This is a genomic window from Actinomadura sp. BRA 177 (genome assembly GCF_013372625.1).
Classification (GTDB): Bacteria; Actinomycetota; Actinomycetes; order Streptosporangiales; family Streptosporangiaceae; genus Spirillospora.
This window is the reverse complement of sequence record NZ_JABXFD010000724.1, coordinates 49,843-66,438: the sequence shown is the minus strand read 5'-3', so window position 1 is coordinate 66,438 and position 16,596 is coordinate 49,843. Positions and strand designations below refer to the sequence as shown.

Genomic DNA, 16,596 nt, shown 5'->3' with positions numbered 1-16,596 from the left:
GTGGGGGGCGAGCGGCGTGGTGCCGGCGCGGGCGGGGCCGGCGCGGGCGGCGATCGGTGCGAGGGCGCGGCCGGCCGGTGCTCCCGCCGGGCGGGCCGCTCCAGGTCGGCGGCGCGCCGGGCGAACCGGCGGGTCGGGGGCGGCAGCTGGCGCGGGACCGGCAGGGTGCCGGCGCGCCGCGGCTCCCGGTGCTGCGCCACCTCGATCGCGTCGCGCAGCGTGCTCAGCTCGCGCATCTCGGCGGGCTCGGCGTCCAGCTCCACCAGCAGCCGGTCGAAGACGTCCGCGCGGGGAACCGTCGTCCCCTTCAGGTACGCGTACAGGCTGCTCTTGGAGACGCTGATCCGCCGGGCCAGCTCCGCGCGGGCGAGGGCGCGGCCGAGCCGGTGCTCCCGCCGGAGGAGCAGCAGCCGCAGCCGCTCGGCCAGCCTCGCCTCCATCGGATCGCCGCGCCGGGTCATTGGCCGCCAAGGCCCTTGAGCAGGCCGTCCAGGGGACCGCGGCCATGGGCGGAGTCCACGATGGACAGGTAGAGGCCGTTCGCGCCGATGCCGAACAGGTAGTCGACGGGGTGGATCTGCCACCGGTTCCGCCACCAGACCAGGCGAATGGTGCCCTTGCGCGTCCCGTCGAACACCATCATCGCGGTGGCCGTGTCGTCCTTGATCGTGATGTCGCCGACGCCGGCCTTGCCGACCTCGTCGCGGTAGGACTCGGGCGCGCGCCGGAACACGCCGGAGATCTGCGTCTCGCAGTTCGCCTCGTCCGGCTGCGCGATCTCGCACCAGGCCGGCGCATCCCCCGCGATCTCGGCCTTCTTCAGCGCCTCCAGCGTCTTGCGCGCCCCCGCCTTGCCCGGAACGGAGACGACACCGGGGTCGATCCCCGGGCCGGAGAAGACGAAGAAGGCCGAGGCCGTGACGACCACGAGCACCAGCAGCACGACGGCCGGCGCGGAAACGGCCCGCGAACTCCCGCCATTCTTGATCACCAGCTTGCTGTTGATCAGACTGGTGCCCTGCACGCCGACACTGCTGTCGCCGACTTGCAGAATGTCCCGCCCGCCGATCAGCGAATCGCTGATCTTCTGATTCACCCGCGCGACGATGCCGACTGCGCTCTGGCCGCCCGGCCGCGAATTGTCATCCATATCGAGGACTCCCCCTGCCGTCTGGACGGAGCAACCCTGAGAGAAACCGTCGCCACGGGTCAACCCGCCGCAGCCGTCCCGGCGCGGGAACAACGATCTTCTTTCCCGTGTCGACCCAGGTCAGCCGGGACGAAAAGCGGATTCGCCGCACCCGATCACCCATTGCGCAGAATTATCAGGCGAAAGAAGTACCCGCCGGTAAGGCGCACGTGCGCCACCCTCACGGCGCGAACCGGCCGAGCCCCGCCGGGTCGAGGACGACGATGGACCCGTGCCGCGTCGCGACGACCCCGCTCGCCCGGAGCCTCGACAGCGCCCGCACCACCGAGGCGCGGGAGACCCCGAGCAGGTCCGCGATCTCGTGCTGGAACCGGGGCGCGGCCCCGGGGTTGCTCAGCAGCCGCGCGACCCGGGGCAGCACGTTCTCCTCGGCGGCGCTGCGCTCGTCGTCGGCGCTGCGCAGCCGCTCGGCGGTGACCCGCAGCAGCGCCCGCTGCAGCCCGTCATGCCGCCGCGCCACCGCGTCGAACGCCTCCTGCGACAGCACCAGGACCCGCCCGCCCCGCACGGTGGCGACGGTCGCCGAATGCGGCGTGTTCAGCACCAGCGACATTTCCCCGATGATGTCGCCGGGTCCCCGCCAGGCGAGCCACTTCGCACCGCCGCCCGCCCGCCGGCTGACCCGGACATGCGCGTCCAAAAGGACCATGACCGTTTCCGACCGCCGCCCCTCGACGCACAACCGCGCCGCATCCGGGAAAACACGGATCCGGCCCGCCCGGCACAACTCCCGCCGCTCTCCGCCGTCAATCAATGACCAGAAGCCGTCCACGGAATACCTCCCCCCGTTCGGAGGAAACTCTTCCCGACCGGCCACACCCCCGCGCCCTTTTCCCCGTCCGCATGCGGCCGCCCCCCGACCGTTTCCGGCCGCCGCCCCCAAATAGCCCACGAACCAAAAAAGCCGGTTCCCGCTACCAAGCGGAACCGGCTGATCGTTGAGAGGTGCCCCCTGCAGGATTCGAACCTGCGCACACGGCTCCGGAGACCAGCAGCTATCAGTGAGTTGAGCTGCAAGGATGTCTCCGACACTGCGTTGTGCGGACGTACATGGAACGCCATGGGCTCCCCCGTCCGGTACACCTCGGATGTCGGATCAACGTCAAGACGGAAGTCCGTGAGGCAGGACATCACGGTGGCGCGCACCTGCGGACTGGCCACTCAGGTGTGTACTGCGGTGTGAGCGCATCAGCAAGGAGAGCTTCTCTCCTTGCGGGACCTGCTGTTGTCGATGAGTTTGGCGCGGCTAGTTCTGGCTTGATACGCATCCTCGATGCAGTCCCGAAGTTGAGTGGCTGATTCCGGGTATTTCCACCAGCGCGCGTATGACTCGTTATCGCCGTCCACATTGTCGTTGAGGCGGGGAGGGAGCTGGCGAGAGATTTTGGAAACGCTCGGGAGCGTGACCGCCATTAGTCCGCTGAGGCGGTTCAGCTTATCTCTTCTGAGGGTGGAATAAATCTCCCAGTCTACATATCGCCGAGCCCATGTGCAGGCGCCAATCATAACTATCGTGACTGTGGAGTCGCGCAGGTATTTATCCCTAATCTGTTGCATTACGTATCCGGTGTCGTTGCTGTCGATAAAGTCATCCTCGTCGCTGACGCCGATTACTTTAGGAATGAATACGTGTCCGTAATCCTCGATGAATGTCTTGACCTCGTCTGCATCGGCCGCATGGTACGACACAAATGCCTTGTGTCGCGTTGGATCCGAGGTGCTTGCTTCGGCCTTCTGAGCGGCTTCGAGTACTCGATACTGTCCATAAGTGGTCACGTGGACTCCCGTGGTCCGATCCAGGGGTGCGGATAGGTCAGAGTATCGCACTCACGACGCCGCATGCGGCATGATTGTGCGCATGACTTCCGTGCAAGGTCTCTCCGAGGACGACTTCCCCCAGGTGTTCAGGGCCGCCGACACCACTGCCATAGAGGGGAGGCGTCAGTACATGTCCCAGACGAGCCTCCGGCTCGTACTGACCGTGGCTGCTGCAGCGCTAGGTGTAAAAGCAGTCACCATTGGGAGTTCTCGCATCGATTGGGCGGCTTTGGCGGCCTCTGTCGCCTTCTTTGTGGCCCTCGCTCTTGATGCCTTCCTCTTGCATGGCAAACCAGAACGCGCTTGGTACGAGGGGCGGGCCTTGGCTGAGTCCGCGAAAACTCTGACATGGAAATGGGCGGTTGGCGGTAACCCTTATCCCAAGGGAGGGGTGATGCTTGACGAGGTTTTGCTCTTTGTTGACGATTTGAAGGCGCTGAGACGTTCGAGTCGACTGGAAGCGTTGGCCCCGATAGGAGGAACCACGGTTACGCAAGCGATGCGTGACTTGCGGGAAAGTTCACTCTCTGAACGCAAAGAGGGGTATCTGAAGCATCGTCTAGAGGATCAACTTGCATGGTACTCCGGCAAATCCCGCAAGAGCAAAAAGAGGGCGAATATGTGGCGCTACATCTTGCTCGCGTTGGAAATATTGGGTGGTGTTACGGGACTCCTTAAGGCTGGCGCAGTTGTCAACATTCCGATTGATGCGGTTGTAGCGACAGGAATGGGTGCGGTCGGGGCATGGCTTGAGGCGCAACAACATGATCAGGTTGGTACGGCGTACGCTGTGGCTGTTGCAGACCTGAGTGATGCACGAGTGCGGCTTGAGATGGCCCAAGACGAAGAGAGTTGGGCTCAAGCAGTCAATGATGCCGAGGATGCAATTAGTAGAGAGCACACGCGGTGGCGGGCTTCGCGCTCTCAATCGTAGTCCGCGAAAGAGGGACTCCGGTCAGAAATCGGAGCCCCTCTTGTCTTATTCTCAGTGGCCAAGAAAGTGATGGGTGGGCTTTGGGTGCATGAGGAAGTCGTGGTGGGAGATGTTCCAGGCGTAGGCGCCGGACATGGAGAAGGCGACTAGGTCGCCGACGGCGACGCGGTCGGTGGGGACCTCGCGTGCGAAGACGTCCTTTGGTGTGCAGAGTTGGCCGACGAGGGTTACGGGTTCGCCGGCGGCTGCAGGACCGTCGCCGTTGCCGGCGAGGATGTCGAACGGGTGGTTGTGCTGCTTGGTGACGGGTGTCCGGATGTGCATGGTGCCGCCGCGTAGGACGGCGTACCACTGGCCGTGTGCCTTCTTCACGTCCAGTACCTCGGTGATGTACCACCCGGCGTAGACGCTGATGGAGCGGCCCGGTTCGATGCGCAGCGTTTCGCCCGGCTCGGCGAGCGCGGCGACGTCGGTGCCGTACTGCTTCCAGTCGAATCGGGTTCCGGGCGTGCTGTAGTCGACTGCCATGCCGCCGCCGAGGTTGAACTCTCGCGGTCCGGTGTGGCCGATCCTGTCGAGCCATGCGCGGCCCCACGTGAGGATCTCGGTGGACTGGGCGACCATGGCGGACGCGTCCAGGCCGGACGCCAGGTGCGCATGGATGCCGCGTAGGCGCACGTGCGGCGAGGCGGTCAGGATGTCGGTGCAGGACTCGATTAGTTCGGGGTCCATGCCGAACGGGCCGCTCATGGCGAGCGCGACGCCGCTGCGGTCGCCGGCGAGGTTGAGGCGTAGCAGGATGTCGACCTCACGCTCGGCCGCCTGGGCGATCTCGGCGAGGCGCGATAGCTCGTACGGGCTTTCGACGTGGATGCGCTCGACGTCGAGGGCGAGCGCCTGGCGGAGTTCGTCATCGGTCTTGCCGGGGCCGCCGAACGCGAGGCGCGCGTCCGGCAGCGCCTCGCGGACGTGTGCCAGCTCGCCGCCGGACGCGACCTCGATGCCGTCCATGTACGGGGCGACCGCTTGCAGGATCGGCGCGTCGGGGTTGGCCTTTGCGGCGTAGAAGATCTCCGGCGCACCGGGCGCCGAGAGCGCGGCCTTGACCTCGGCCGCGTGCTCTCGCAGCGCGGCGAGGTCGTAGACGAACGCGGGTAGCTCCCCCTTGCCGGCAAGGGTCTGGACGTGGTCTTGGACTAGGCGCGTGATCATCGGGCGTGGTCTCTCCGGTTGTCAGGCGAGCGGGAACTCGTACTGGGCCGTCAGGTAGTGGGCGGGCGCCACTGTGACGGTCACCTCGACGGCTCGGCCCTCGGCGGTCATGCCGACGTGCGTGATCTGGATGACCGTCCGCTCGGGACTGATCTCCAGCGCCCGCGCCTCGGCGTCGGTGGGCAGGCGGCTAGGAGTGATCCGCTCGCGCGCCGAGACCTGCGGGTAGCCGAGTTCGGCGAGCGCGCTCTTGACGCCGCCGACGATCACCGGGCCGTCTTCTTCCAGGACGGTGCCCTCGGCGATGTCGAGGGGGAACCAACTCTCGTTGATCCGGACGGGGATGTCACTGGCGAGGAGACGCCGGCGACGGACGAGGCAGTTCGCCTCACCGGTCGGCACGCCGAGCAACTCGGCGACCTCGGCCGGCGGTTCGGCGTGCTCGGTGGTGATCTCGTGCTTGGGCTCCAGACCGAGGGCGCGAACCTCGGCGTCGAACGCGCCGCGGGCGCCGTTGTTCTCGCGCTTTGCCCGGTCGTAGCGGGCAGGTGAGTGGAGCATCGGCGGTAGCCAGGTGACCATGGTTCCCCGTCCCTGCTGAGGACGGACCATGCCCTCGGCTGCGAGTACCTGCATTGCCCGGTTCACCAAGCTACGGGAAGCCCCGTACCGGTCGGCAAGCTCCGGCTCGGCTGGCAGCACGGACCCCGTGGGGTACCGGCCGTCGATGATTTCTTCACGGATTTTTGCGGCGATGTCGCGGAACCCGTGGCGCTCCGATGTGGGCATCTACCTGCTCCTCTCCACTGTCGACCCGCTGTGTTAGGTCCACCTAACCAGAGCTAGCGCGAAACGCCAAACGATTGGTGCCTCTTGACATCTGCTCCGGCGTGGCCACAATCGAGAGTACGTCAAACGCCAAACGTTTGGCGTATCACTCGACCTGAGGAGTGCCCAGGTGTTCCCGCAGAAGTCCAGCAACATCCCGCAGTGGCTCGCCGGCATCGCCGTCGCCATCTTCGCGATCAACAACCCCGAGAAGGCCGCCGCGCTGGTCAACCAGATCATCCACGCGATCACGACCTTCGCCGGTTCGCTGGGCTGACCGGCGATGACGACCTACCACCCGCACCCGCTGCCCCTCGGCGCACAAGCCACCAAGCACGCCGCCGAGGGCCGCCCTACCCGACCGATCACGACCCGCAAGGAGGACCGCATGGCCGTTGACCCGTCCGCTCTGTCGCTGGTGGACCTGGTGTCCGAACTGGGGGAGCGCGGCGACTGCCGGCATGACCCGGACCTGCACATGGGCCCGGACACGTTCGAGTCCGAGCCGATCGCCGAGCGGCTGGCCCGGCAGGACGTGGCCCGGCAGGTGTGCGAGGACTGCCCGGTGTGGGACCTGTGCCTTGACTACGCGCTGCGGATCCGCCCCTCGTGGGGCGTGTGGGCGGGCTACCTGCCCCGCGAGCTGGCCGCGCTGCGCCGCGAGGTCCGGACCCTGCCCGCCCCGGACCTGGGCGAGGTGGCGTGATGTTCGGCGCTGACCCGCACGCCCGGATCCGCGTGCTGATCGCACTGGTGTTCCTCGCCCTCGCCGGCGCGGTGCTCCTGCTGGGAGGTGTCCAGTGAAGATCCGCCTGACCGGTCTGCCCGCCGAGGTCGACACCGCCGCCGCCCGCATCGCCGACGTGGTGACCGTGCTGGAGACCTCCCGGCCCTACCCGCGCCGCGGAACCTCGGCGCTGGTCTCCCTCTACCTCGACGCCACCCTCGACGCACCCGCCGAGGGGGCGTCACCCGCCCACGACACCCCGGACGCGAGGTGATCGGCATGTTCGTCTTCAACGACCGCGACGACCGGCACCGCGCGTCCGACGGGGTGTCCCGGTTCGGGGTGTACCTGCGCCGCTACCCGAAGCTGTTCGCGTCCTGGGACGAGGACGGCACGGTCACCGGTGACCCGGTGGCGTTCACGGCCGCGGCGTGGCAGGTGGCCACGTCGCCGGTCATGGCGCCGCCCTACGTGGCCTGGACGGCCGAGCGTCTGCAGTCGGTGGCCCTGGACTCCAGTGAGATCGACGACGCGCTCATCGCCCGCGTGCTGATCACGGTCCCGCGCCCGTCGGTGCTCGCCTCCGTGGCGGGGTTCGGCGACTGGGACCGCGGCGACCGGTGGAACCGCGGCTACCACATCCCCGACCACGACCGGCTGTCGCGCCGCCCGGCGATGCTGACCACCACTGCCCTGATGTTCCACATCCCGGCCGCCGAGCTGCACACCCCGGCCGACGCACCCGACCGGCTGACCGTCGTCGATGCCAAGGCGTCGGTGAAGCGGCTGGCCAAGCTGCTGGACGACCGGTGCGCCCCCGTGCTGGTCGCCCTGGACGGGTTGGGGGTGACCCGATGATCACCGTCCTTCTGACGCTGGCCGTCCTGGCCGCCGTGGTGTGCTGGGTGTGCGCCTCGCCGGTCCGGCTGGCCGCCGCCGCCGGGGTGCTGCTGGTCACCCACCCGGCGCCGACCGCGGCCCTGACCGCCGTGACGGCCGTGGCGGTCACGGGGGCCGCCGGCGTGCTGGCCTACCGGTTGCTGCGCGCCGAGGGCTGGCACCTGGTCACCGTCCAACGCCCCAACCTGGTGCCCGCGCCGGTGGGGGGTGTGACGGCATGACCCGCCGCCGTAGCCCCGCGCGGTTCTTCGACCCGACCGGCGCCCGGTACGGGATCCCCACGTGGCCGTGGCGCATGGCCCCCGGTCACCTGCGCACCCGCCGCCAACTCGCCGCCGAGGGCCTGCGTCCCGGCGGTCAGGAGATCGCCGGACAGGTGCTGTGGAACTCCCGCCGCGGTGGTGGCGGTGTGCGCGCCGCCTACCTCTACGACGTCCGGCTCGCGCTGCCCAAGCGCGTCCCGACCGACCGGCAGCGCGCGGCCCTGGGCAAGGCGCTGGCCGCCCGCCGGCACTGCCCGACCTGCCGCCGCGACGCCGGATACGTCCTGCCCCGCCACCTCGGCGAGTGCCTGGAGTGCGCCGAGGGCGCCGACCTCGCCGAGGTGGAGGTGACCGCGGCATGACCACGCCCACGCCCGTCTACGCCGCCGCGCCGCGCCGGATCCTGCACGCCGGTCCGGTCAAGCGCTGCCCGACCTGCCGCACGCCGCTGGACGGCGGCCCGGTCCGCTTCCGCTGCAACCCGTGCGGACGGTCGGTGATGGCCGCCGACCTCGACACCGAATACCACCCCGCCGAGTCCCTCGGCGCCGATGCCCTCGACTCCAACCCGGCCCGCACCGTTCCCGATGGGAGGCACGCCGGATGACCACGCTCAACCACCACACGCCCGCGCCCCTGGCCGCGGCCCTCGGCGCATCCACCACCACGCCCACCAAGCACGCCGCCGAGGTTCCCGCGCCCACCCGACCGATCACGCACCCCAACGAGACCCCGACCGCCGCCGACCTCGACGGCGCCGAGCGCACCCCGGACACCTCGGCGGGCGCCTCGCCGAGAGGACGCGCGCTGACCAGCAGCGAGTTCACCGCGGTCGCCGTGGTGGCCGCGCTGGTGGCCGTCCTGGGCCTGCTGGGATTCGTCAACAGCTTCGCCGCCGTCGCCGAGGCGTCCCGGCCGTCGTTCGGTCGGCTGGCCTGGACGGTGCCCCTCGGTATCGACCTGGGCATTGCTATCTTCGCCGCCCTCGACATCGTGTTGGCGCGGCTGGACATGCGGATTCGCTGGCTGCGGTTCATCCCGTGGGCACTGACCGCCGCAACGGTCTACCTCAACATCGCCGGCGAACACGGCGTGTTCGGCAAGGTCGCACACGCCGTCCTGCCCGCGCTGTGGGTCATCGCCGTCGAGATCGCCGCGCACGTGATCCGGATCCGCGCCGGCATCGCCGCCGGAACCCGCATGGACGGAATCCGCACGTCCCGGTGGATCCTCGCCCCCTGGCCCACCATGAAGCTGTGGCGCCGCATGGTGCTGTGGGAGATCCGCTCCTACCCCGACGCGCTCGCCCGCGAACGCGCCCGCCTCCTGGCCCTGACCGACCTACAGGACACCTACGGCCGGTGGGCATGGCGCCGCAACGCACCGCGCCGCGTCCGTGCCCTGTACCGGCTCGGCGAACTCACCGCCGCCGAGAGCAACGGTGCGCCGTCCGGTGGACCGTCCGAGGACCGTCCCGACCTGTCGGCGGTGGACCGCCCGGCCCTCGACGCCGGACCGTCCATCCGGACCGACACCGGACCGTCCGCCACGCCGTCCCGGACGCGCAAGCGGACCGGCGCCGCACGGTCCACCGGCCGCACCGGTGGACCGTCCGCCCCCCGGTCCCGCAAGACCGCCGCGCCACCGCCGGACGTCGAGGACCTTATGCCGCTCGGACGGCGCATCGCCGCCGACCTCGCCAAGGACCGTCAGCCCTTGACCCGCAACGCGCTGGCCATCCGGCTGCGCGAGGCCGGACAGAGCGCCGGTAACGCCCGCGTCGGCGCCCTGCTGGCCCGCCTCAAGACCGAACCCGCCACCGACTCGACCGCCAACCCGTCCGACGCCGAGGACGCCGCCGAGGGGGACACCCAGTGATGAGCCACGCCAAAGCCATGGGCGAGGTCGTACACCTGCCCGTCAAGCACACCGACCCGAGCGCCGACACCGACCCGTCGCCCGCCCTCGACGCCCCGGCCACCGCACCGAACGGCGCCGGCAACGGCACCCCGCCGACCGACCCGCCCGCGCCCGTCCCGTCCGGCGACGGCGCCGAGGACGACGGCACGGACGACGGCGACGCGCTAGAGGGCCGCGTGCTGGTGGACCGTCCCGACACGTTCCGGCCGGACGTGCGCGCCCGCCGGATGACCGGTGAGCGTGCGCAGCGACGCCCGATCATCGCGCCGTGGCTGCGCGACCGCAGCGAGGCACGCGCCACCGTCCGGTGGGCGGTCGGCTACGCCAGCCACGTCACCGGCTACCACGCCGCCCGCATCCCGCTCTACAGCTTGCGGCTGGCCGGACGCTCGCCCCGTGGCCTGTTCCGGGTGGTGGCCGGCACGTGGCGGTGGACGTTCGACATGGACGCCCGGCCGCTGCGTACACACGCCATCGACCGCCGCAACGACGAGGCGTACTTGAAGCTGATGAGTGAGCGCAACGACCGCGTCCGCGCCCGCCTCATGGTGACCGGCGCCGGTGTGGTCGGTGGCGGGCTGGCCGCCGTGTCGGTGGCCGCCGCTGGCGGCGTCACCCAAACCGCCGTCCTGGCCGCGCTGGTGTTCCTGCTCGGGTGGATCGGCACGCCGACCGACCGCCGCATCCTGGACACCGCGGTTGTCTCGACCAAGGCGCCCAAGCTCACCTCGGAAATCGTGGTGCGGGCGCTGGCCGCGCTCGGCAACGCCGAGATCAACAAGGCGGTCGGCAAGGGCGGATCCGGGATCACCTTCCCCGCGCCGATCACCCGCGATGGTCCCGGCTGGCGCGCCGAGGTCGATCTCCCGTACGGCGTGACCGCTACCGACATCATGGAACGCCGCGACCGCCTCGCCTCCGGCCTGCGCCGTCCGCTGGGCTGCGTGTGGCCCGAACCCGCCCACCACCAGCACGCCGGACGGCTGGTGCTGTGGGTCGGTGACCAGGACATGAACCAGGTACGCCCGCCGGTGTGGCCGCTGGCCAAGACCGGCGCCGCCGCGGACGTGTTCAAGGCCATCCCGTTCGGCACCGACCAGCGCGGACGCCCGGTCACGCTCACCCTGATGTATGCCAACATGCTGATCGGCGCCATGCCCGGCGCCGGCAAGACGTTCGCGCTCAAGGTGCCGCTACTGGCCGCGGCCCTCGACCCGACCGCGCAGCTTCGGGTGTTCGAACTCAAGGGCACCGGTGACCTGGACTTCGCCGAGAAGGTCGCCCACCACTACGGGAGCGGCCCCGACGACACCACCATCGGCGAGTGCCTCGCCTCGCTCCGCGAGGTCTACAAGGACCTGGAGCGCCGCGCCAAGACGCTGGCCGGACTGCCCAAGGACGTCCGTCCCGAGAACAAGGTCACCCCGCAACTGGCCGCCTCCACCACCTACGGTCTCGGGCCGCTGGTGTTCGTGGTGGACGAGTGCCAAGAGCTGTTCTCCCACCCCGAATACGGCAAAGAGGCCGGCGAACTGGCCACCGCGATCATCAAGCGTGGCCGCGCCCTCGGCGTCATCCTGCTGCTCGCCACACAACGCCCGGACAAGGACTCGTTGCCGACCGGAATCTCGGCGAACGTGGGCATCCGGTTCTGCCTACGGGTCATGGGCCAGCTCGAAAACGACATGATCCTCGGCACCTCGATGTACAAGAACGGGATCCGCGCCACCACCTTCACCAAGCAAGACCGCGGCATCGGCTACCTCGCTGGAGAGGCCGACGAACCCCAGATCGCCCGCGGCTACTACCTCAACGGCCCCACCGCCGACCGCATCGCCGACCGCGCCCGCGCCGCCCGCAAGACCGCCGGAACCCTCACCGGCTACGCCGCCGGCGAGGACACCACCCCAACCGCCGAGGACGGTTCCTCGCTGCTGGACGACATCGCCGCCGTCCTGCTGCCCGGCGAAGACAAGGTGTGGTCCGAGACCATCGTGACCCGCCTCGCCGACCTACGCCCCACCGCCTACGGCGCATGGGGCGACCTCGACCCGACCGGCAAGGCCAAGCACCTGGCCGCCGCCCTCAAGCCCTACGGCGTCGCCACCGGACAGATTTGGGGACAGGACGAAACCGGCAAGGGCGGCAACCGCCGCGGCATCACCGCCGCGCACATCCGCGACGCCCTCGACAGCCACGGCAACACCGCCCCGTGACACCCGACCGGCCCGCTAGGTCTAGCGGCCCCCACCGCTAGACCTAGCGGCCCGGCTAGCGACCCACACCCCACGCCACCAGCGATCAAGCATCTAGCGGCCCCTACCTGCACCCATGCCAAAAACCGCCCTAGGAGGCACCTTTGAGCCCCCTGCTCGCCACCGCTAGCGACACCGGCCTCAACCTCGGCGCGTGGTTGCTGTTCGCCGTCCTGGCCGCCGCCGGCTACCTGTCCCCACTGCGTCATCTGGCCGTATCGGGCGTGCCGTAAATGCGACGGCGCCGGCCGGTTCCGCTCCCCGTCCGGCCGCGCCTGGCGCTACTGCAACCGCTGCAGCGGCAAGGGCGCCCAACTCCGACCCGGCCGCCGCATCTGGACCCACCTCAAGAACACCAACCGCCACCGCCAGTGAGGAGACGCGCCCGCCCTGGACGCAAAAGCGGCCCTCGGCGCACAAGCCACCAAGCACGCCGCCGAGAGCCGCACCCCCAACCGATCACGGACCCCAACGAGGTCCCTAGAAGGAGGCACCTTCCATCATGACGCACAGCCCGCCCGAACTCCCGCCCGTCGAGCAATGGCCCATGCTGGCCGCGCCCGACTGCCCCACCTGCCAGCGCCCTGCCGACGTGGCATGGATCGGCCCGGCCACCCTCGCCGACGGCGCCGAGGTCAACGTGTGGCGCTGCCGCGCCTGCCCCGCCGACTTCTCCATCCCCGCCGTCCGCTGGCCCGTCCTCGACGGCCCGGACTGCCCGTCCTGCCGCACCGAGGTGACGTGCTGGGCCGCGCTCGCCCCCGACGCCCTCGGCGACCTGTGGACGTGCGAGCACGGGCACGAGTTCGTGCTCACGCCCGAGGGACGGATCATCCTGCCCGAGGACGCCGCATGACCCACATGACCGTGTTGGAGGGGTTCGCCGGCGCCGGTGGCCTGTCCGAGGGCGCCCGCATGATCGGCCTCGCCCCCACCCTCGGCTACGAGACCAACCCCGACGCCTGCCGCACCGCCCACGCCGCCGGGCACCCCCGCGTGCAAGCCGACGTGCGCGCCCTCGACCCCGCCCGCCTCGCCGACGCCGAGGGATGGATCTCCGGACCGCCCTGCCCCACCTACGCCGCGTCCGGCAAACGGTCGGGCCGCACCGACTACGCCACCGTCCTGACCGCCGTCGAGCACCTCGCCGACAGCCACCACCCGCGCCGGACCCTGGACGGCATCGGCGCCGAGGTCGCCGACCCGCGTACCGCGCTGGTGCTGGAAGCCCTCGACGTTGCGCTCGACGCGCCGAATCTGCGTTGGGTGGTGGCCGAACAGGTGCCCGCCGTCGCCGGCATCTGGCGAGAGTTCGCCGCCGAGTTGGCCGCCTGCCACCGGTGGGACGCCTGCACCGTGCTGACGTTGCGCGCCGACGACTTCGGCGCCGCCACCCGCCGCACCCGCGTGTTCCTGATCGCCACCCGCGACGGCGCCCCCGACCTGACCGGCCTGCCCTACCGGGACCGGTGGGACTGCCACCGGTTCGGCCCCGGCCCAACCGACCGGCCGCCCAACCCGATTACGCCGTTCCCGCTGACGTCGATGGCCGCCGCCCGCGGCTGGCCGGACGGCGTGCGAGTCAACACCCGCGGCAACCGCCGCACCTCCGGCGGCAACGAGTTCGCCGCCGACCGGCCCGCACTGTCACTGACCGGCAACGGCGCCCGCACCTGGTACCGCACCGACCTCGGACCCGTCGCCGGACGCCTCACCGACCACGACGCCGGACGGTTGCAAACCTTCCCGTCCGACTACCCCTGGCAAGGGTCACGCTCATCCCGATTCCAGCGCATCGCCGACGCCGTACCCCCGGTCATGGCCGCCGCCGTCCTCGGCGCCGCCACCCGCCGCCCCTGGCAGCCCGCCGTCTGGCAACGCCTCACCGAGGTCTACGGCCACACCCGCCCGGCCACCCCGCACACCCGGTCCGGTCTGGACTGTCCGGCCTCACCACAACTCGACCTGTTCGTCCTGCCTACTGGTGAGGGGGCAGCGGCGTGACCGAACCCGCACCGCCGCACGCATCCTCGCGGCCCGGCGCCGCCGTGCTGATGCGGTACGCGCTGGCCGCCGCCGCGCGCGGCTGGCACGTCTTCCCGCTTGCGCCCGGTGACAAGGAACCGCCCCACGGGGTGCGGTGGACGCGTACGGCCACCACAGACCCCGACGTGATCCGGCGGATATGGGCGCGGCGCCCCTACAACATCGGGATTGCGTGCGGCCCGTCCGGTCTGCTGGTGATCGACCTGGACATGCCCAAGCCCGGCGAACGCCCGCCGCCTCGGTGGGCGCTGCCCGGCGTCAACGACGGCGCCGACGTGTTCGCGCTGGTGTGCGAACAGGCGGGCGAGGCGATGCCGCTGGAGACCTTCCACGTCCGCACCCGGCGCGGCGGGTTCCACTTGTACTTCACCGCACCCGACGGAATCCGGCTGACCAACACCTCCGACGACCGCGGCAACGGGCTGGGCTGGAAGGTCGACACCCGCGGCGACGGCGGATACGTCGTCGGACCCGGATCCTTTGTCGACCTGCCGGACGGGACCGGCGCCTACGCCCCGATCCACACCCCGGCACCAGCGCCGCTGCCGGGCTGGCTGGCCGAACGGCTGCGACCGGCGCCGCTGCCGGCGCAACGCCCCGTCACGGTCGACCTGGCCACCGGCCACCGCGGCGCTTACCTGGGCAAGGCGGTCACCGCCAGCCTGGACGCGCTCGCCGCCGCGCCCGAGGGCCGCCGTAACGCCACCCTGTACGGCGCCGCCGTCGCCCTCGGCCAGCTGGTGGCCGGTGGCGCCCTGGACCCCGACGACACCGAACAACTGCTGACCGCTGCCGCCCTGCGCACCGGGCTGGCCGAGATGGCCGCCCGCCGGACCGTCCGGTCCGGGTTCCGCGCTGGCACTCAACGACCTAGGAGCGTGCCCGCATGACCGCCAAGCCGCACCTGCAGGTGGGATCCGGCCCCGAAACCATCCGCGTCCTGAAAGCCGAACTCGCCGGCGGCACCCTGCCCGACACCTACGTGTCCGCCGGATCGTTGGTGCACATGGAGACTGTGTCCGGCGGGCAGACGTCCCCGGCCGCCGACGAAGACTCACCGCTCCCGGTGACCGCCAGCCCGATCACCCCCGCCACTCTCGCGGGCCTGCTGGCCGAACACGCCTACGTCTACCGCGTCCGGTCCCGCAAGACCGGCAACGGCGCAAGCGAGACCTTCGAGGAAGAGGTCACCCCGGCCCGCGACATCCTGTCGTCAGTGCTGGCCGGCAAGACCTGGCCCGGCCTGGCCCCGCTGCGCGGCGTGATCGGCGCGCCGGTGCTGCGACGTGACGGCACCTTGCTGCAACGCCCCGGCTACGACCCCGCCACCGGCCTGTACCTGGCCTCCAAAGTCGCGCTGCCACCCGTTCCCGAACGGCCCACCGCCGAACAGGTGAACGGTGCCCGTGACTTCCTGCTGAACCGGTTCCTGCGCGACTTCCCATGGTCAAGTGCCGCCGACCGCGCGAACTATGTGGCGCTTCTGGTCACCCCGATCTTGCGGCACTTCACCCGCTCCCTGACGCCGTTCGCGCTGATCGACGCGACCATGCCCGCATCCGGGAAGTCCATCCTGACCGGCGGTCCCGGCATGCTCTACGGCCAGCGCGTCATGCCCTGGGCCTACACCGAGGAAGAACTCCGCAAGTCCATCACTGCCGTCCTGGCCGAACAGGTGGGCGTGGTGGTGTGGGACAACCTCGCCGAGGGCACCGTCATCGACTCCGCGACCCTGGCACTGCTGGTCACCGCCGGCGTGTGGTCCGACCGGCAGCTCGGCGCGTCCCGCAACATCGCCACCGTCAACGACCGGCTATGGATGGCCACCGGCAACAACCTCCAAGTCGGTGGCGACATGGCATCGCGCACCGTCCGGGTGCACCTGGACCCCAACATGCCCCGGCCCGAGCAACGCGACCAAAGCCGCTTCGGGATCCCGCACCTTGACCAGTGGATCACCGCGCCCGCCAACCAGCTCACCGTTCTGTGGCACCTGCTGGTGATGGTCCTGGACTGGACGGGCAGTGGCGCCCCGCGCGCCGACACGGTCTCGATGCGCCAATTCACCCCATGGGCGCAAGCCCTCGGCGGGTTCCTGACCCACCACGGCATCGGCGGGTTCCTGGCCAACGCCGCCCAAGTGCGCGACATCGACGAGGACGAAACTCGGTGGCGCGCGTTCCTGGCCTGCTGGCATGACCTGCACGGCGCCGAGCCGATGACCGCTGCCGAGCTACGCCGCTCCGGCGAACCCGACCGCATCGGCCTGGACGAACACGACCGGTGGGAAGGCCAGTTCATCACCACCCACACCGGCCGCCTGCCCAATCCGCTGGCCCTGGGACGCCTGCTCACCGGACAGACCGGACGCTGGCGCGGCGACTACGTCATCCGCTCCGGCAAGCACGACCGCGGCGACCGCAACGTCTTCTGGGTCGAACACCATGAGCAGTGACCCGAACCGAAACCCGCTGAAACATCTC

General features: G+C 70.3%; 21 protein-coding genes. 15 read left to right on the top strand and 6 right to left on the bottom strand.

Translation table 11 applies throughout. The features are described from left to right. The 4 genes from HUX53_RS39290 to HUX53_RS39275 all read right to left on the bottom strand — a co-directional run. Positions 1-440 (bottom strand): helix-turn-helix transcriptional regulator (locus tag HUX53_RS39290; protein ID WP_176408336.1); only part of this gene is annotated, 440 nt, incomplete at its 3' end. Positions 441-457: 17 nt separating this feature from the next. Continuing rightward, positions 458-1,243, bottom strand: coding sequence for a hypothetical protein (locus tag HUX53_RS39285; RefSeq protein WP_176408335.1), 786 nt, complete (start codon positions 1,241-1,243; stop codon positions 458-460). Positions 1,244-1,370: 127 nt separating this feature from the next. After that, positions 1,371-1,982: a Crp/Fnr family transcriptional regulator gene (locus HUX53_RS39280; RefSeq protein ID WP_176408334.1), complete on the bottom strand. Its 612-nt coding sequence runs from the start codon at positions 1,980-1,982 to the stop codon at positions 1,371-1,373. A 416-nt stretch (positions 1,983-2,398) separates the two neighbouring features. Then, positions 2,399-2,986, bottom strand: a complete 588-nt coding sequence (locus HUX53_RS39275) for a TIR domain-containing protein (protein ID WP_176408333.1) — start codon at positions 2,984-2,986, stop codon at positions 2,399-2,401. An 82-nt stretch (positions 2,987-3,068) separates the two neighbouring features. Between HUX53_RS39275 and HUX53_RS39270 the strand changes: the two genes are divergently transcribed. Continuing rightward, a complete protein-coding gene (locus HUX53_RS39270; protein ID WP_176408332.1) occupies positions 3,069-3,962 on the top strand; it encodes a DUF4231 domain-containing protein in 894 nt (297 codons plus the stop codon). Positions 3,963-4,013: 51 nt separating this feature from the next. Here the strand turns inward: HUX53_RS39270 and HUX53_RS39265 are convergent, their stop codons facing one another. Together HUX53_RS39265 and HUX53_RS39260 are read right to left on the bottom strand one after the other, a co-directional pair. Next, entirely contained in the window at positions 4,014-5,174 is a 1,161-nt protein-coding gene (locus tag HUX53_RS39265) for a type III PLP-dependent enzyme (protein WP_176408331.1), read from the bottom strand. Between the two features lie 21 nt (positions 5,175-5,195). Next, complete coding sequence (locus tag HUX53_RS39260; protein WP_176408330.1) at positions 5,196-5,963, bottom strand: GntR family transcriptional regulator; 768 nt, start codon at positions 5,961-5,963, stop codon at positions 5,196-5,198. Between the two features lie 169 nt (positions 5,964-6,132). On the opposite strand from HUX53_RS39260, the gene HUX53_RS39255 reads away from it, so the two are divergent. From HUX53_RS39255 to HUX53_RS39190, 14 genes are all read left to right on the top strand, one after another. After that, positions 6,133-6,279, top strand: coding sequence for a hypothetical protein (locus HUX53_RS39255; RefSeq protein WP_176408329.1), 147 nt, complete (start codon positions 6,133-6,135; stop codon positions 6,277-6,279). Positions 6,280-6,285: 6 nt separating this feature from the next. Next, positions 6,286-6,708 carry a WhiB family transcriptional regulator gene (locus HUX53_RS39250; protein WP_176408328.1) on the top strand — a complete coding sequence of 141 codons (423 nt, stop codon included), beginning with the start codon at positions 6,286-6,288 and terminating at the stop codon, positions 6,706-6,708. A gap of 94 nt (positions 6,709-6,802) precedes the next feature. Next, a complete protein-coding gene (locus tag HUX53_RS39245) occupies positions 6,803-7,003 on the top strand; it encodes a hypothetical protein (protein WP_176408327.1) in 201 nt (66 codons plus the stop codon). A 5-nt stretch (positions 7,004-7,008) separates the two neighbouring features. Further along, complete coding sequence (locus HUX53_RS39240; RefSeq protein ID WP_176408326.1) at positions 7,009-7,587, top strand: hypothetical protein; 579 nt, start codon at positions 7,009-7,011, stop codon at positions 7,585-7,587. Continuing rightward, a complete protein-coding gene (locus HUX53_RS39235) occupies positions 7,584-7,850 on the top strand; it encodes a hypothetical protein (RefSeq protein WP_176408325.1) in 267 nt (88 codons plus the stop codon). The genes HUX53_RS39240 and HUX53_RS39235 overlap by 4 nt, the downstream gene beginning before the upstream one ends. Beyond that, complete coding sequence (locus HUX53_RS39230; protein ID WP_176408324.1) at positions 7,847-8,254, top strand: RRQRL motif-containing zinc-binding protein; 408 nt, start codon at positions 7,847-7,849, stop codon at positions 8,252-8,254. Before HUX53_RS39235 ends, HUX53_RS39230 begins: the two co-directional genes overlap by 4 nt. Next, positions 8,251-8,499, top strand: a complete 249-nt coding sequence (locus tag HUX53_RS39225; protein ID WP_176408323.1) for a hypothetical protein — start codon at positions 8,251-8,253, stop codon at positions 8,497-8,499. The genes HUX53_RS39230 and HUX53_RS39225 overlap by 4 nt, the downstream gene beginning before the upstream one ends. Beyond that, on the top strand, positions 8,496-9,770 hold the full coding sequence (locus HUX53_RS39220) for a DUF2637 domain-containing protein (protein ID WP_176408322.1): 1,275 nt from the start codon (positions 8,496-8,498) through the stop codon (positions 9,768-9,770). Before HUX53_RS39225 ends, HUX53_RS39220 begins: the two co-directional genes overlap by 4 nt. Further along, on the top strand, positions 9,770-12,028 hold the full coding sequence (locus HUX53_RS39215; protein ID WP_176408321.1) for an FtsK/SpoIIIE domain-containing protein: 2,259 nt from the start codon (positions 9,770-9,772) through the stop codon (positions 12,026-12,028). Before HUX53_RS39220 ends, HUX53_RS39215 begins: the two co-directional genes overlap by 1 nt. A 143-nt stretch (positions 12,029-12,171) precedes the next feature. Beyond that, entirely contained in the window at positions 12,172-12,300 is a 129-nt protein-coding gene (locus HUX53_RS42160; protein ID WP_255206041.1) for a hypothetical protein, read from the top strand. 269 nt (positions 12,301-12,569) lie between these two features. Next, the gene (locus HUX53_RS39205) at positions 12,570-12,923 is read left to right on the top strand and encodes a hypothetical protein (RefSeq protein WP_176408320.1); all 354 of its coding nucleotides are present in this window, start codon (positions 12,570-12,572) and stop codon (positions 12,921-12,923) included. Continuing rightward, the gene (locus HUX53_RS39200; RefSeq protein ID WP_176408319.1) at positions 12,920-14,071 is read left to right on the top strand and encodes a DNA cytosine methyltransferase; all 1,152 of its coding nucleotides are present in this window, start codon (positions 12,920-12,922) and stop codon (positions 14,069-14,071) included. The genes HUX53_RS39205 and HUX53_RS39200 overlap by 4 nt, the downstream gene beginning before the upstream one ends. Beyond that, entirely contained in the window at positions 14,068-15,003 is a 936-nt protein-coding gene (locus HUX53_RS39195; RefSeq protein WP_217920416.1) for a bifunctional DNA primase/polymerase, read from the top strand. The genes HUX53_RS39200 and HUX53_RS39195 overlap by 4 nt, the downstream gene beginning before the upstream one ends. After that, positions 15,000-16,568 (top strand): hypothetical protein, encoded by a 1,569-nt coding sequence (locus tag HUX53_RS39190; RefSeq protein WP_176408318.1) that lies wholly within the window; start codon positions 15,000-15,002, stop codon positions 16,566-16,568. The genes HUX53_RS39195 and HUX53_RS39190 overlap by 4 nt, the downstream gene beginning before the upstream one ends. The last annotated feature ends 28 nt before the right edge of the window (positions 16,569-16,596 follow it).